Below are 13,342 nucleotides of genomic sequence, written 5' to 3'. Positions count from 1 at the left end.
ACCTTGACGCCGCGACGCTAACCGTCCTAGCGTTCCGGAAGGAAGACAGTATGTTCCGATTTCCGGAACGCGGGGACTTGACGAGAGGGGTCGACGTGGCGGACCCGATGGCCATGCGCCGCGCGGTCGCCGGTTACGTCGAGGGCATCCACCGCGCCTATCTCCAGCAGGCCGAGACGTTCCCGCCGGCGGTGCAGGGGCGGTTGCCGCTGGTCGCGGCGGGGCGCGTCACCGTCGCCGCGGTCGGCGCGCGCAACCTGCACATCCTCGCCACCACCGAGGGCCTCGGTCCGACGCGCGGCCAGGAGGTCGAGCTGCCCGGCTCGGCCGGCGGCCTCGAGTGGGTCGTGCGCTTCTACGACCCGGTGGTCGTGCCCGCGCTGGGGCTCATCGACGAGTCGGAGGGGCCGGCGTCGGACAAGGTGCGCGGCGCGCTCGGTATCTCGACGGTCGTCTACCACGTGGTCACCCAGCCCGGCTCCGGTCTCTCGCCGCACCACGCCGGGCACGTCGGCTCGGGGCTGGCGAGCGCCCACTCGGCCGCGGCGCGCGACTTCGAGCGCCTGCGCGACCGGGCCCGGGGCCGCGAGGCGCTGGTCGACGAGATGGAAGGCGCCGCGGTCGCGGGGCTCGCCCGTGCCCAGATCCTGCTCGCCCGCGCGATCCGCCCGTACGACACCGCGGTCGGCGAGGCCGTCGACGCGGCGTTGAAGCCCGGTGCGACCCCGGACCCGAATGCGGTGCGGAAGGTGCTGCTCGAGGCGTTCACGCAGGAGCCGGCGTGACCGACGCGCCGCTGCAGACGGTCACCAACGCCGCCCGGCTGCTCAAGGCGTTCCTCACTCGCGAGGAGTCGCTCGGCGTCTCCGAGCTGGCCCGCCGTCTCGACCTGGGCAAGAGCGCCGTGCACCGGCTGCTCACCACCCTCGCCGCCGAGGGGCTCGTCGAGCAGGACCCGCGCACCGGCGGCTACCGCCTCGGGCTGGTCGTCTTCGAGCTGGGCGAGGCTGTGCGCGTGCACATGGACCTGCACGCCGCCGCCGGTTCCGTGCTCGCCCACCTGCGCGAGGAGACCGGCGAGTCCGCGCAGGTCGGGATGCTCGACGGCCACGACGTCGTCTACGTCGACCGGCTCGAGTCGAGCCATGCGCTGCGGCTGTTCACCGAGACCGGGCGCCGGGTGCCGGTGCACTGCACGAGCTCGGGCAAGGTGCTGCTGGCGTTCGCGCCCGAGCACGTCCGCGAGCGTTACCTGGCCACCGCGACGCTGACCCGCCACACGCCGCACACGCTGTCCGATCCCGACGAGCTGCGTCGCGCCCTGGTCACCGTGCGCGCCCGGGGCTGGGCCGACGCGGTCGACGAGCGCGAGGTCGGCGTCGCGTCGCTCGCCGCCCCGATCCGCGACGCGCGCGGCGTCGTCGTCGCCGCGATCGGCATCGGCGCGCCGGTCAGCCGTTTCCGCGCGATGCCCCGCAAGCGGCTGGCCCGCGCTGTCGTCGAGGCGGGCGAGGCCGTGTCCCGCCGGCTCGGCTGGTCCGAAGAGGCGCCGCTACTCGAGAAGGAGAGCTGAGTGGCCGTCACCGACCCCCCGGTAGATCCAGTGAAGGCCAAGGCGCGGGCGCTGTACGAGGCGCGGCGCACGCGCGTGCCGATCGCGCCGTTCACCGACACCGAGCCCGACCTCGACATGGCCGACGGCTACGCGATCCAGCAGGAGCTCGTGCCGTTGCTGCTCGCCGACGGCGACCGGGTCGTCGGGCACAAGGTCGGCGTCACCTCGGCGGCGATGCAGAAGATGATCGGGATCGACACCCCGGACTACGGCCCGGTGCTCGCGTCGACGGTCTACCGCGACGGCGACGCGATCGCGCTGGACCGCTTCATCCAGCCCAAGGTCGAGGCCGAGATCGTGTTCGTGCTCGGCTCGCGGCTGCAGGGACCGGGGATCGGGCCCACCGACGTGGCGCCGGCGGTGGCCGGGGTGGCGGCGGCGATGGAGATCGTCGACTCCCGCATCGCCGACTGGCGGATCAAGCTCGCCGACACCGTCGCCGACCTCGCGTCCAACGGCGCGGTCGCGGTGTCCTCGCGGCTCGTGCCCCTCGCGGGCCTCGACACCCGTCTGATCGGTATGACGTTCACGCGGGGCGGCGAGCTCGTCGACACCGGAGCGGGCGCGGCGGCGCTCGGCGACCCGCTGGCGGTCGTGGCCTGGCTGGCGAACGTCCTCGGCGAGGCCGGGGTGGCGCTCGAGCCCGGCCACATGATCATGACCGGGGCGCTGCACGCGGCGGTCCCGCTGGCGGCGGGCGACGTGTTCCGCGCCGAGTTCGACCGGCTCGGGCCGGTGACGATCCGGGTGAAGGAGTCCTGATGTGGGCACGACGCGTCACGGGGCGCACGCCGGGAGGGGGAGCTGGACCATGACCACTGCCGACGTTCAGGAGCTGGCCGACCGGCTGACCAAGGCCGTCACCGAGCGCACCGCGATCGAGCCGCTGACCGACGACGTCTCGGACCTCGATCTGGAGACCGGCTACGCGGTGCAGCGCGTGCTGCGCGAGCGGGCCGGCCCGCGGGTGGGCTGGAAGCTCGGGGTGACCTCGCGGGCCAAGCAGGCGCAGGTCGGGGTGTCCGACCCGGTCTGCGGGTTCCTGCCCGGCACCGGCGCGCTCGACCTCGGGGAGCCGCTGCGCACCGGCGAGCTGATCCAGCCGCGCGCCGAACCGGAGATCGTGTTCGTCCTCGGGCGGGATCTCGCCGGCGCGCACGTCACGGCGGCCGACGTCCTGTCCGCGACGTCGGGGCTCGCCGTCGGCATCGAGATCCTCGATTCCCGGTTCCGCGACTACCGCTTCACCATGGCCGACGTCGTCGCCGACAACACCTCGGCCGCCCGCTTCGTCGTCGGTTCCCCGGTGCCCGCGGCGGGCGTCGACGTCCGGCTGGTCGGCGTGCTGCTGGAGAAGAACGGCGAGCTGGTCGCGACGGCGTCGGGCGCCGCGTCGCTCGGGCACCCCGCCGCGGCCGTGGCCTGGCTCGTGCGGCGCCTCGCCGCCACGGGCGAGGGCCTCGCGGCCGGCGAGGTCGTCCTCTCCGGCGGCCTCACCGCCGCCACCCCCGTCGCCCCCGGCGACGTCGTCACCGTGACCATCGACCGCCTCGGGACGGTCGAGCTCGCCTGCACGTGAGCACTTTCCGGGCCTATAGGCCCGGAAAGTGCTCACAACGATCGGAGGCCCTGACATGCCGCTGGTGCAGATCACCCTCGCCCGGGGTCGCAGCCCCGAGCAGCTCGCCGCGCTCGGCGAGGAGGTCACCGCCGCCGTGACCAAGGCGGTCGGCGCGCCCGCCGAGAACGTGCGCGTCGTCGTCACCGAGTGCGAACCGGAGCACTGGTTCGTGGGCGGGGAGTCGCTGGCCGCGCTGCGGGCGGCCGGGAAGCGATGACGCTCGTGCGCGTCGACGCGCCGGGCATCGTCACGAGCGACGACGGTCGGCGCTTCGTCGTGCTCGCGGTGCCCGACGGCCTGCGCGTCGTCGACGCCGCCTGCCCCCACAACCGGGGCCCGCTCGAGCAGGGCTGGGTGCGGGAGGGGAACACGATCGTCTGCCCCTGGCACTGGTACCGGTTCGACCTCGACACGGGGGAGTGCACGACCTCGCCGCAGCACGTGCTCGGCGTGCACCAGGTGCGCGAGATCGACGGGGTCACCTACGCCGACGTCGGCGATCCGCCCCGGGAGCTGTCGTGGTCCGAGCGCCTGCGCGCGCACGCGCGCGAGTAGTGCGCCCGGTTCGTCCGGGTCCTGCGCACGGGTCGCGACGATCTCGCGAGGCGGGACCTGACGACGCCGCGTGGGAGGTAAGTTGCCGCGCGTGTCCTCCCCCTTCGGCGGTGGCTCCGGCTCCGGTGACCCCGACCGCCCGGAGTCGTTCGGCTCCCAGCCCACGCAGTACGGGCCGACCGCGGACCCGTACGGGCAGGCGTCCTCCGGGCCCCAGCCGTACTACGGGGGTCAGACCGGCGACCCCTCCCTGCCGGGATACGGGCAGCCGCCCTACGCGCAGCAGCCCTACGGCCAGCAGCCGTACGGCCAGCCCTACGGTCAGCCCGGCTACCCGCCGCAGGGCTACGGACAGCAGCCGTACGGCCAGCAGCCGTACGGACAGCAGCCCTACGGCCAGCAGCCCTACGGCCCGTACGGCGGGTACGGCTGGCAGCAGCCGCCGCCGAAGAAGAACAAGGCCCTGCCGTGGCTCCTCGGCGGCGGGGCGGCCCTGATCGTCGCGGTGATCGCGGTGGTCGTGCTGCTCGTGACCTTCGGTGCCGGCGCGGTGGAGGGCGAATCCGTGCGGTCGGTGCCGATCCCCGACGCCAACCCGGCCGGCATCACCGACACGATCACTCTCGACAGCTCGGGCACGGTGTCGGCGCTCCAGGTCAACGTCACGATCAGCCACCCGTACGTGTGCGACCTCGTCGTCACCCTGCGCTCGCCGCAGGGCGCGACGGCCGTGCTCTCCGACCTCGACCAGTGCGACCGCAACCGCCCGGGCCTGGCCCTGACGCTCGACAGCAACCAGGGCGGCCCGCTCGCCCCGCTCGTCGGGCAGCAGGTCTCCGGCCCGTGGACGCTGACGGTCGCCGACGGCGTCGCGATCGACCGCGGCACGCTCGACAGCTGGAGGATCACGGTCGAGCGGTGACGCCGGCCTGTGCTCCCGGCTAGTGCTCCGGCTCGTGACCGATCGCCGTGTCGCCGGTGGTCGTGACCTCGCCGGTCCATCCACAGGTGGCGCACCAGCAGTAGAACCGGCGCGCGTCGCCCTCCCAGAACTCGTTCGCGAGCCCCAGGTCGCGGGCGCATGCCGGGCAGAAGCGAGGTGCGTCGCGGCGGTGGGCCTCGACGTCCGCGGCGAAGCGCCGGTCGATCTTCGCGCCGGGCGAGCCGTCGGGAACCGTCACGGCGGAGAGTCTCACCGCGGGATCAGCCCCGAGTCCACCTGCGCCGAGGTGTCGGGGGCGAGGGTCGCGGTGCCGATGCCGCCGACCGGGGTGAACGACGGGCGTCCGGCCTCCTTGTCCGCCTCGACCCGCGCCGCCGCCGAGAGGTGGACCTGCTTGATCGTCTCGAGTGCGGGCGAGTAGCGCGTCGAGCCCATGGTGCAGAAGTCGATCGCGAACTCGGCGCCGCCCGCGTGGAACTTGTCCTTCTCGCAGGGCAGGTCGATGCGCTCGTGCGGCTCGCGGACGGTGCCCAGCGGGTCCTCGCCCTTCGCGACGGCCTGCATCGACTGGCGGAACATCTTGCGCAGCAGCGAGACGCCGATGTCCGAGCGCCCGAGGTGCTCGGTGGTGCGGTCGGTGATCGGGCCCTGCGTCACCCAGGCCATGATGTCCTGGCCCTCGACGTAGTTGACGACGTGGTTCCCACGGTCGTCGAACACCGGGATCTCGTAGTCCGGCACGGACGACTGCTCGACCGGCTCGTAGCCCTCCGGCGCATGCACCGTGTAGAGCATGAACCGCGTGGTCGTGCGGTTGATCGGCACGCGGATCTGCATCTGGTGGATGCCGCCGCCCCCGACGCGCATGTTGTACGGGAAGACGAGCGGGTGCCCGACCTTCCAGTCGTCGTTGTCCTCGCTCGCCCCGGAGAGCACGCGGCGCTTGATGATGCCCCACTCGAAGGCGTCGAAGCCGATGCGCTGGTGCTTCTTGCCGAACGACGCCGGGGCCTCGAAGCCCTCGTGGCGGCCGACGAACTCGAAGTAGCGGCCGTGCAGGTGCTCGACGTGGTGCGGGTCGACGGCGTTCTCCATGACCTGCACGTAGTTGCAGGGGAGGTCCGCCCAGCCGATGTCGCGGTAGCCGTCCATCACGTAGACGTCGAAGCGCGGCAGCAGCGGCGCCGGGTCCGGCCCGATGTAGGCCCAGACGAGCCCGCCGAGCTCCTCGACCGTCCCGGCGGTGGCGCGCACCCGTTCCTGGAAGTTGGTGTTCGCCCTCTCCGCGGGCTGGTCGGTGCACGCGCCGTCGGTGTCGAACTTCCAGCCGTGGTACGGGCACCGCAGCCCGTCGCCCTCGACGACGCCGTAGGCCATCGACGCCTTCCGGTGCGGGCACGGCTCGGGAATGATCCCGTACTTCCCGGACGGCGTGCGCCACAGCGCGAAGAACTCGCCGAGCAGTTCGACGCGCTTGACCGGGAACTCCGTGAGCTCGCGGGCGAACGCGACGGGGTACCAGTAGCGACGCAGCACCTCGCCCATCGGCGTGCCGGCCTCGACGGCGGTGAGTTCCTCGTTCTGCTCGGCGGTCAGCACGTGCGTCCTCCCCGGGGGTGTGGCGGTGACCACGACGCTAAGCAGTCGCGGGGCGACGGAGAAGACCAGCGTCCCTCTCCGCGGGATGTGCGCTGCGCGCACGGGAACAGGAACGCGTGCTGGAGCACTCAGTTCTGCTCCCATGCCGAAGGCACCCGGAAGCGGCGCCGGTAGGCGAGCGGCGACAGGCCCACCTCGTCGGCGAGATGGGCCCGCAGCGAGGCCGCCGTTCCCAGCCCTGCGGCGGTGGCGACGCGGTCGACCGGCAGGTCGCTGCCCTCGAGCAGGCGTCGCGCGCGGGCGACCCGCTGGGCCACCAGCCACGCGTGCGGTGAGGTTCCGGTCTCGGCGCGGAAGCGACGGGTGAAGGTGCGGACGCTCATCGATGCGCGCGCCGCGAGGGCCGCGACGTCGATGTCCTCGTCCAGGTGCTCGACCGCCCACGCCCGCACCGCGCCCGTCGCGCCGGCGCCGGCCGCGGGCAGTGGGTGGTCGATGAACTGCGCCTGCCCGCCGTCGCGCCAGGGGGCGACGACGAGGTGGCGAGCGACGGCGTTGGCGATCTCGGCGCCGTGGTCGCCACGCAGCACGTGCAGGCAGAGGTCGAGGCCGGCGGCGAGACCCGCCGAGGTCGCGACGTCGCCGTCGTCGACGAACAGGACCGACTCGTCGACCTCGAGGTGGGGGTGCAGGCGGCGCAGGTCGGCGGCCCGGGCCCAGTGGGTGGCGACGCGCCGCCCGTCCAGGCGACCCGCCGCGGCCAGGACGAACGCGCCCGTGCAGATCGACAGCCAGCGGGCGTGGGCGGGCACGGTGTCGAGCGCCGCGAGCAGGTCGTCGGGCAGGACGCCGTCGCGGCGGGCGGGCACGTAGTGGGTCCCGGGCACGATCACCGTGTCGGCCGCCGCGAGCGCCTCGAGCCCGTGCTCGAGCAGGAGGGAGAAGCCGGCGGTGGACGGGACGCGGTCGGCCACGCCGCAGACGCGCACGTCGTAGAGCGGGCCGTCCGGGCCCTCGGCGCTCCCGAAGACCTGGGACGGGATCGGCAGGTCGAAGCCGACGACCTCGGGGAGGGCGAGGACGGCGATGACGTGACGACCCCTCATGGCCGGATTCTTGCATGATGTGGCGTTCCGGCCACTGGTCTCGCGCCGAGCGGTTGGTCAGGCTGTGCCCCCGTGACCGAGACGCGGCCTGACGCCACGCCCACGACATCCGGGGCCCGCCCCTCCGTCTGGCCCTGGGCCGTGGCCGCGACCGCATTCGTGACGCTGCTCGGTGCGTCGGGCTTCCGGTCCGCGCCCGGGGTGTTCGTCGAGCCGCTGCACGGCGAGTTCGGCTGGTCGACGGCGACGATCTCCTCGGCGGTGTCGCTGAACCTCCTGCTCTACGGTGTGATGTCGCCGTTCGCGGCGGCGCTGATGGAGCGCTTCGGGATGCGGCGCGTCGTCTCGAGCGCGCTGCTGCTCGTGGCGGCCGGCAGCGGACTCACGGTGTTCATGACCGCGGCCTGGCAGCTGGTCCTGCTCTGGGGCGTGCTCGTCGGGGTCGGGACCGGGTCGATGGCCCTGGCGTTCGTCGCGACGGTGGTCGGGCGCTGGTTCGTCGCGCGCCGCGGGCTCGTCTCGGGCGTCCTCACCGCGGCCCAGGCGGCCGGCGGGCTGGTGTTCCTGCCGCTGATGGCCTCGCTCGCGGGGTCGGTGGGCTGGCGGTTCGCCTCGCTGATGGTCGCGGCGGGGGCGCTCGTCGTCGTCCCGCTGGTCCTGGTCCTGCTGCGCGACCGGCCCTCGGACGTCGGCACGGTCGCCCACGGGGCCCCACCAGGCGAGGCCGAGCCCGAGGAGGTCGTGACGTCCGGCGCGGCGAGGCGCACCGTCACGGTGCTGCTCGGCGCCGCGCGCACGAGCACGTTCTGGCTGCTCGCGGGCGGGTTCGCGATCTGCGGCGCGACCACGGTCGGCCTGCTCAACACCCACTTCGTCCCCGCCGCGCACGACCACGGCATGCCCGCGACCACCGCGGCGGGGCTGCTCGCGGTGGTCGGCGTGTTCGACGTCGCGGGCACGATCGCGTCGGGCTACCTGACCGACCGCGTCGACCCGCGCAAGCTGCTCGCCGTCTACTACCTGCTGCGCGGCGCGTCCCTCATGGTCCTGCCGTTCCTGCTCGCGCCGACCGCTGCGCCGCCGCTGTGGGCGTTCGTCGTGTTCTACGGGCTCGACTGGGTCGCGACGGTGCCGCCGACCGTGGCGCTGTGCCGAGAGCACTTCGGCTCGCGGGCGCCGATCGTCTTCGGCTGGGTCTTCGCGGCGCACCAGGTGGGGTCGGCGATCGCGGCCGTCGGCGCCGGCCTGATCCGGGACCTCACGGGTGCGTACGACGGCGCCTGGTGGGCGGCGGGCGCACTGTGCGTGGTCGCCGCGTGGCTCTCGGTGGCGATCCGTCGCGCGGCACGCATCCCGGTGGGGTTAACGTCGGCCGGGTGACGATCACCGAGCACCCCGGCGCCGACGACCGCGACTGGGGCGGGCGCCTCCCGCGCAACGAGTCGCTCGACCTCGACGAGGACCAGCGCGCCGCCCGCCAGAAGCTCCTCGAGAACGCCGGGGCCTGGGCGGAGCGCTCCGGCTTCGCGTCGACCGACGACCGGGGCGGGATGATCGGCCCTTTCAACCCCTTCGTCCTGCGCCCCGAGCCGGCGCGGGCGTTCAACCGCTGGGTGGTCGCCGACCAGCGCGGGTCCTCGCTCTCGGCGCCGATCCGGGAGGTCGTCATCCTCACCGTCGGCGTCGCGTGGCAGGCCGACTACGAGATCTACGCCCACGTCGCCGTGGCCCGCTCGGTCGGGCTGTCCGAGACGGTGATCGCGGGCCTGCGCGAGGGGTCGACCGAGGGCTTCGCGCCCGACGAGCTCGCCGCCCACCGGTTCACCGACGAGCTCGTGCGCACCCACCGCGTCGCGCCGGAGACCTACACGACCGCCGAGGAGACCTTCGGCCGCGACGGCGTGCTCGACCTGGTCCACCTCGTCGGCATGTACCTCGCGACCTCGGCGCTGCTCAACGCGTTCGAGATCCCGGCGCCGCCGATTCCGGACTAGGTTCCGCTCTCGTGGTGGTGGAGCGCCCGAGCTGGCAGCTGAGCTCGGTGCGCAACGCGGCGCGGCTGCTCAAGGAGTTCTCGGTCACCGATCGCGAGCTCGGGGTCGCCGAGCTCGCCCGCCGCCTCGCGCTGGGGACGAGCACGGTGCACCGGCTGCTCGCGACGCTCGCCGACGAACGTCTCCTCGAGCGCGGGCCCGGCGGCACCTACCGACTGGGTCTGGCGGTGCACGAGCTCGGGGCGAGCGTCGCCCCGCACGTCGGCCTGCACGAGGCGGCGATGCCCGCGATGGCCGGCCTGCGCCACGCCACGGGGGAGACCGTGCAGCTCGCCGTGCTCGACGGGATGGACTCGGTGTACGTCGAGCGCCTCGAGAGCCCGCACACCGTCCGGATCTTCGCGCGGGTCGGGACACGCCTGCCGGCGACCACGACGAGCACGGGCAAGGTCCTGCTGGCGGCCCTGCCGCCCGCGGAGCTCGACGCCCGTCTCGCGACGTGGCGCCCGGAGCGGCCCACCCCGCACTCGATCACCGACCCGGCGACGCTGCGCCGGCGGCTGCGGGAGATCGCCGAGCGCGGCTGGGCCGACAACCGCGAGGAGAGCCGGCTGGGCGTCGTCTCGGTCGGGGCGCTCGTCCGCGACGGCGCGGGCGAGGCGGTCGCGGCGGTGAGCGTCGCCGTCCCGGTCACGCGTGCGGGCGCGCCCACCATGCGGCGCTACACGACGCTCGTCACCGACACCGCCGACGTGATCAGCCGGCGGCTGGCGCTGACGTAGCGGCTGCCGGCGCAGCAGGCTCACGCAGGCGACGAGCCCGAGCACCGCGACCGCGACGACCGTGTCCGCGACGACCATGTCGGCGAGGACCATGTCGGCGAGGACCATGTCGGCGAGGACCATGCCCGCGGTCACCAGGCCGCCGTCCGCCCGCGCAGGGCCGTGGGAGCGCTGATGGTGGGGCCTCCGTCCGATCGCCGGACGGCGGCTTCCCCGACCGCATCGCCCTCGTGCCGACGAGGCCGGGGATGGGACCGGCTAGCGCCCCGGGATCGGCTTGCCCGAGAACAGGTACCTCTGGGCCAGCGCCACCGGGTCGTACGCCGCCGGGGCGGCCTCCTGCGGCGCCGCCGTCACCGTCACGGGGCGGGTCTGGACGATGCAGACGGGGTCGCCCGCGCGGCGGTGGCGGCTGATCACCCACTCCACGTCCACTGGGTGGCCGTAGTGCTCCTCGATGGCGCGCACGGCCGACGCGATCGCGCCGATCTGTTCGTCGTCGAGGACCTGCCGGTCCGCGAGCTTCGCGGGCATGTCGATCTCGGTGACCGCGCCGACCGCGAAGTCGAACGCCGACACGATCCGCTTGTGCGCGACGTCGTACTTCAGCACCCGACCGTCGGCCTTGCCGATCTCGACGTGGTCGGGGTCGACGAGGCCCTGGACGATCGCCTCGCCCCAGCCCCAGCTGGTCTCGACGACGATCCGGTCGGTCTTGCCGGTGACCGGGTGGACCGAGAACGCCACGCCCGACGCGCGGGCGTGGATCAGCTCGATGACGCCGACGGCGATCGGCATCGCGTGGTGGCTGATGCCCTTGCGCAGCCGGTAGGCGAGCGCGCGGGCGGTGAACAGCGAGCCCCAGCAGTTGCGGACGGCGTCGAGGACCCTCTCGATCCCCGACACCCCGAGATAGGTGTCGAAGATGCCCGCGAACGACGCGTCGGCGGCGTCCTCCCCGGTGGCCGACGAGCGCACCGCGACCGGCACGTTGACCTCGACGCAGCGCAGGCAGAGTTCCTCGTAGGCCTCGGTGAGCCGGGCCGTGAGACCCGCGCCGACGGGCGTCTCGGTGAACATCGCCCGGATCTCGGTGGACGCCGCCTCGATCTCGGCCTCGCCGGGGGACGGGCCGAGCCGCCTGATCACCGCGTCGATGCGCTCGTCGAGACCCGACTCGCGGCAGTGCCGGGCGTAGGCGTCGACGGTGACCGCGAAGCCCCGCGGGACCTCCACGCCCGAGGCCAGCAGCTCGGCGAGCCGTCCCATCTTCGAGCCGCCGGCGGCAACGGCCCGCTGCGGGTCGACCTCGTCGATCCAGACGACGGCGTCACAGCTGTGCGTGGTGGTGGGCTCGACGGGGTCGGTCACGCTCATCCTCAGCTCCGGAGCGGCGGTCACCCGGCGACCCCCGCGGGCGTCTCGGCGGCGGTGTCCGGGCTGGTGGTGGCCTTCGTGACGATCGTGACGGTGCCGTTGGTGCCGTCGACCTCGATCTCGTCGCCGTCGGTGATCGACAGCGTCGCGACGCCGACCGCGGTGACCGTCGGAACGCCGTACTCACGACCGACGATCGCCGCGTGGGACAGCATGCCGCCCCCGTCGCAGACGGCGCCAGCGATCTTGCCGAACGCGGGAGTCCAGTTCGGCGACGTCGACTCGCAGACGAGGATCGAGCCGGGCTCGAGTCGGTGCAGCTCGTCGGACGACTGCAGCACGCGGGCGATGCCCCGCGCCGTGCCCTTGGCGGCCGCGACACCGGACATCACGGTCTGCTTCGCGGCGTCCGGGTTCTGCACGGCCTTGATCGACTGCGGGTTGAGACCGAAGATCTCGATGAGAATCGGGTCCTCGACGGCCTCGGGGATGGTTCCGAGCACCTTCGGCATCTCGTTGCGCTTCGCGAACCAGTGGTCGAAGTACTGGCGGCGCTCGCCCACGAGGCTCTTCAGCTCGCCCGCGTAGGGACGGCGCCCGCTCGCGACGTCGAGGAGCTCCGGCCAGAACAGGTAGAGCATGTCGTCCTTGTGGTCGGCGTCCTCCCGCCGCGCCAGCTCCTGGCACCCCCACCGCAGCGGGAGCATGACCTTGAGGTCGATGTAGTAGTTGTGGTCGTCCTGCCACCAGGGGAAGTTCGCGGCCTGGTTGGACTGGAGGCCGGCGTCGAAGACCGCCTGCTCCTCGCGGGTCAGGCCCGACCGGGCGTTGTCGATCGCCTCGTCGCGCTCGGCGACCGCGTTGCGGGCCGCGGCCTCGAAGTCGTGGTCCTCGGGGCGCTTGAGGAAGGTCTTGACCAGGCCCAGGGCGATCGAGTTGTCCTCGATCCAGCTCGGGACGCCGACGTCGCAGGTCGCCTCGGCGCGCCAGCCGTACACCTGCAGGAAGTCGTCGAACTCGGTGAGCCACTGCGACGCGGTCCCGCCGTGGCGCCCGAGGGCCTCGCGCAGCTCGTGGGGCTCGTGGGTGTCGAAGACGTCGGCGAGACCCATCTGCCGTGCCCGGCCGGCGAGCTTGTCGAGCTCCCGGTCGGTCTCCATGATCTTGGTGTCCTCGCCCTGGAGGAACTTGCCGATCTCGTTGGGGTTGATCCCCATGTCGGCGCAGGCGCCGTAGAACCCGAGGAAGTTCGCCAGCATCGGGTACATGACGCCGAAGTGGATCTCCATGGCGCGCTTGTGGTAGCGGCGGCCCTGACCCAACAGGTCGCTCAGATCCGGCGTGCCGGCGAAGTCGACCCCACGGAAGTACTGCCAGGTCGCCTCCAGCTCGTCGCGGCCGCTCTCCCAGATCGAGCGGTAGTTCGCCAGGAAGTGCGGCAGGTTCGTCGCGATGCGGTTGGCGCGGGCGCCGATCTCGCGGGGGTCGGTCTCGGGCAGGGCGCAGCCGTAGAGGTGGGTGCCGGCGAAGCGCGCGGTGACGCCGCGGCCGGGAGGCAGCGGCAGCGCCTCGGCGGCGTGCTGGGTGCCCCAGCAGTAGCCGTCCCCGCTCCAGAGCGTCGCCGCGGAGCCTGTCAATCTGTCTGTGTAAGTTGATCTGTCGGTGGTCAGGTGAGGTAGGGGCCGATGCGGTCGGGGTAGGCCAGCGCGAGGGCGCCGAGGGCTGGTTTCCAGCCTTGGACGACGCCGCC

The 13,342-nt window shown here is 73.3% G+C and carries 15 protein-coding genes; 10 read left to right on the top strand and 5 right to left on the bottom strand.

What is annotated here, in order from left to right; all coding sequences use genetic code 11:
• The first annotated feature begins 95 nt into the window (after positions 1 to 95).
• From AC2A1K_RS30185 to AC2A1K_RS30155, 7 genes are all read left to right on the top strand, one after another.
• Complete coding sequence (locus AC2A1K_RS30185; RefSeq protein WP_483900047.1) at positions 96 to 785, top strand: hypothetical protein; 690 nt, start codon at positions 96 to 98, stop codon at positions 783 to 785.
• Entirely contained in the window at positions 782 to 1,573 is a 792-nt protein-coding gene (locus tag AC2A1K_RS30180; protein WP_483900046.1) for an IclR family transcriptional regulator, read from the top strand. Before AC2A1K_RS30185 ends, AC2A1K_RS30180 begins: the two co-directional genes overlap by 4 nt.
• Complete coding sequence (locus tag AC2A1K_RS30175; RefSeq protein WP_483900045.1) at positions 1,574 to 2,377, top strand: 2-keto-4-pentenoate hydratase; 804 nt, start codon at positions 1,574 to 1,576, stop codon at positions 2,375 to 2,377.
• 49 nt (positions 2,378 to 2,426) lie between these two features.
• On the top strand, positions 2,427 to 3,194 hold the full coding sequence (locus AC2A1K_RS30170; protein ID WP_483900044.1) for a 2-keto-4-pentenoate hydratase: 768 nt from the start codon (positions 2,427 to 2,429) through the stop codon (positions 3,192 to 3,194).
• Between the two features lie 55 nt (positions 3,195 to 3,249).
• Positions 3,250 to 3,453 (top strand): 2-hydroxymuconate tautomerase, encoded by a 204-nt coding sequence (locus AC2A1K_RS30165; RefSeq protein WP_483900043.1) that lies wholly within the window; start codon positions 3,250 to 3,252, stop codon positions 3,451 to 3,453.
• Complete coding sequence (locus AC2A1K_RS30160) at positions 3,450 to 3,791, top strand: Rieske (2Fe-2S) protein (RefSeq protein WP_483900042.1); 342 nt, start codon at positions 3,450 to 3,452, stop codon at positions 3,789 to 3,791. The genes AC2A1K_RS30165 and AC2A1K_RS30160 overlap by 4 nt, the downstream gene beginning before the upstream one ends.
• 91 nt (positions 3,792 to 3,882) lie before the next feature.
• Positions 3,883 to 4,713, top strand: coding sequence for a proprotein convertase P-domain-containing protein (locus AC2A1K_RS30155; RefSeq protein WP_483900041.1), 831 nt, complete (start codon positions 3,883 to 3,885; stop codon positions 4,711 to 4,713).
• Positions 4,714 to 4,732: 19 nt separating this feature from the next.
• Here AC2A1K_RS30155 and AC2A1K_RS30150 read toward each other — a convergent pair whose 3' ends face one another.
• The 3 genes from AC2A1K_RS30150 to AC2A1K_RS30140 form a co-directional block, all read right to left on the bottom strand.
• Positions 4,733 to 4,972 carry a hypothetical protein gene (locus tag AC2A1K_RS30150; protein WP_483900040.1) on the bottom strand — a complete coding sequence of 80 codons (240 nt, stop codon included), beginning with the start codon at positions 4,970 to 4,972 and terminating at the stop codon, positions 4,733 to 4,735.
• A gap of 11 nt (positions 4,973 to 4,983) precedes the next feature.
• Positions 4,984 to 6,333, bottom strand: a complete 1,350-nt coding sequence (locus AC2A1K_RS30145; protein ID WP_483900039.1) for a Rieske 2Fe-2S domain-containing protein — start codon at positions 6,331 to 6,333, stop codon at positions 4,984 to 4,986.
• A 128-nt stretch (positions 6,334 to 6,461) separates the two neighbouring features.
• Entirely contained in the window at positions 6,462 to 7,439 is a 978-nt protein-coding gene (locus AC2A1K_RS30140; protein WP_483900038.1) for a GlxA family transcriptional regulator, read from the bottom strand.
• Positions 7,440 to 7,580: 141 nt separating this feature from the next.
• Between AC2A1K_RS30140 and AC2A1K_RS30135 the strand changes: the two genes are divergently transcribed.
• Genes AC2A1K_RS30135 through AC2A1K_RS30125 form a run of 3 tightly spaced genes read left to right on the top strand, consistent with a single transcriptional unit; the run spans position 7,581 to position 10,215 of the window.
• A complete protein-coding gene (locus tag AC2A1K_RS30135; protein ID WP_483900080.1) occupies positions 7,581 to 8,819 on the top strand; it encodes an MFS transporter in 1,239 nt (412 codons plus the stop codon).
• Complete coding sequence (locus tag AC2A1K_RS30130; RefSeq protein ID WP_483900037.1) at positions 8,816 to 9,433, top strand: carboxymuconolactone decarboxylase family protein; 618 nt, start codon at positions 8,816 to 8,818, stop codon at positions 9,431 to 9,433. The genes AC2A1K_RS30135 and AC2A1K_RS30130 overlap by 4 nt, the downstream gene beginning before the upstream one ends.
• Positions 9,434 to 9,444: 11 nt before the next feature.
• Positions 9,445 to 10,215 (top strand): IclR family transcriptional regulator, encoded by a 771-nt coding sequence (locus tag AC2A1K_RS30125; RefSeq protein WP_483900036.1) that lies wholly within the window; start codon positions 9,445 to 9,447, stop codon positions 10,213 to 10,215.
• Positions 10,216 to 10,473: 258 nt separating this feature from the next.
• Here the strand turns inward: AC2A1K_RS30125 and AC2A1K_RS30120 are convergent, their stop codons facing one another.
• Positions 10,474 to 11,586: a PEP/pyruvate-binding domain-containing protein gene (locus tag AC2A1K_RS30120; RefSeq protein WP_483900035.1), complete on the bottom strand. Its 1,113-nt coding sequence runs from the start codon at positions 11,584 to 11,586 to the stop codon at positions 10,474 to 10,476.
• 26 nt (positions 11,587 to 11,612) lie between these two features.
• The gene (locus AC2A1K_RS30115) at positions 11,613 to 13,229 is read right to left on the bottom strand and encodes a PEP-utilizing enzyme (RefSeq protein ID WP_483900034.1); all 1,617 of its coding nucleotides are present in this window, start codon (positions 13,227 to 13,229) and stop codon (positions 11,613 to 11,615) included.
• Positions 13,230 to 13,342: the final 113 nt, after the last annotated feature.

The organism is Actinomycetospora sp. 2LY8.5 (assembly GCF_057180585.1).
The sequence above is the reverse complement of the archived record's forward strand: the minus strand, read 5'-3'. Positions and strand labels throughout refer to the sequence as shown.

Bases quoted from the DNA above. Each gene is read 5' to 3' on its own strand.
- AC2A1K_RS30165 (WP_483900043.1), top strand. From the start codon at position 3,250: ATGCCGCTGGTGCAGATCACCCTCGCCCGGGGTCGCAGCCCCGAGCAG.
- AC2A1K_RS30140 (WP_483900038.1), bottom strand. From the start codon at position 7,439: ATGAGGGGTCGTCACGTCATCGCCGTCCTCGCCCTCCCCGAGGTCGTC.
- AC2A1K_RS30170 (WP_483900044.1), top strand. From the start codon at position 2,427: ATGACCACTGCCGACGTTCAGGAGCTGGCCGACCGGCTGACCAAGGCC.
- AC2A1K_RS30160 (WP_483900042.1), top strand. From the start codon at position 3,450: ATGACGCTCGTGCGCGTCGACGCGCCGGGCATCGTCACGAGCGACGAC.